This window comes from Areca yellow leaf disease phytoplasma (assembly GCF_041920595.1).
The window spans coordinates 9,106-10,292 of record NZ_CP169277.1; the positions used below are offsets into that span (position 1 = coordinate 9,106).

1 protein-coding gene is annotated in these 1,187 nt (G+C 25.2%); it reads left to right on the forward strand.

The annotated features are described in order from the left end of the window. Positions 1–962 precede the first annotated feature (962 nt). Positions 963–1,049, forward strand: coding sequence for a hypothetical protein (locus ACEW7V_RS00050; protein WP_374695695.1), 87 nt, complete (start codon positions 963–965; stop codon positions 1,047–1,049). Positions 1,050–1,187: the final 138 nt, after the last annotated feature.

Sequence of the window (1,187 nt, forward strand, 5' to 3'; positions counted from 1 at the left end):
CCGCATTGTTGCTCAAAATCATCCTCAAAGTAAATTTTTGATTGTTGGCGATGGTCCTGGAAAAAGCTCTTCAAAAACAAGTAAAACAATTACAAATCGAAAATAATGTTTTGTTTTGGATTTGTTCATGATAATTTAGAAACTTATTATCAATTGGGAAATTGTTTTTTTGAGTGCTTCTTATTTGGCACTAAAGGTTTAACTTTTGTAGAAGCGATGAAGATAAAACTTAGTCTACATATATATTGTTAGCTGACATGATCAATTATTAGATGGTTTTAATTGATAATGGAAATAATGGTTTTTATCATCAAAAAAGAAGAATTAATCAATTATTTAAGTCTTTTATACAATGATAATAAAAAAAACTAAAACAATGTCTATGAATGCCAAAAACTCAATACTTAATTGATGATCAAACAAGTTTTGCTTCTAAAATGATCCAAATTTATAAAGAAGCGATAAAAACTAATAAAGAAAACAATAACCATAATTAATTATTTTTTACCCTTTTTATTATTTTTTCTTATTCCCTAATTATTTCAACTTTTTAGTTATTAAAAAATATAAATTTATTTTTTATTTTTGTTGCTATTACTATTACAATTTGCTATGTTTTCATTAAGATAAAAAAGTATGACAATGACAATAATAAGGAGGTTTTTTGCTTGAAAATAGGAATTTTTACCGATGCATATAAACCTTTAATTAGTGGTGTTGTTGTTTCTTGTGATTCTCTAAGAGAAGGTTTGGAAGCTTTTGGGACATGAAGTCTATATTATTACAACTAACTATTCAAAGTCAAACAAGAAAAAGATTCTCGCGTAATAAGAATTAAAGGAATGCCATTGCCTTTTAAAATTTTTTAAAGATCATCGTTGGGTTTTAAGTTATAAAGAAACATCTTTTTTAAAATCAAAGCCCTTAATTTAGATGTAATTCATGTTCATACTGAATTTGGAATGGGCTCTTTAGCGCTTTTAGTTAAACAAAAATTAAATTTGCCTTTAGTTTATACAGCACACACAATGTATGTTGCCTTTTTTTGATGCTCAAATCTTTTATTGTTAAATGTTTTAAAAACCCATTTTTAAAATATGTGACTATCTTTTTACTAAATTTATTTTTAATAGTGATGTCAATATTTTACCTACTAAAAAAGTGTTGTATTTTTTAGGCAATACGCT

Bases quoted from the DNA above. Each gene is read 5' to 3' on its own strand.
- ACEW7V_RS00050 (WP_374695695.1), top strand. From the start codon at position 963: ATGGGCTCTTTAGCGCTTTTAGTTAAACAAAAATTAAATTTGCCTTTA.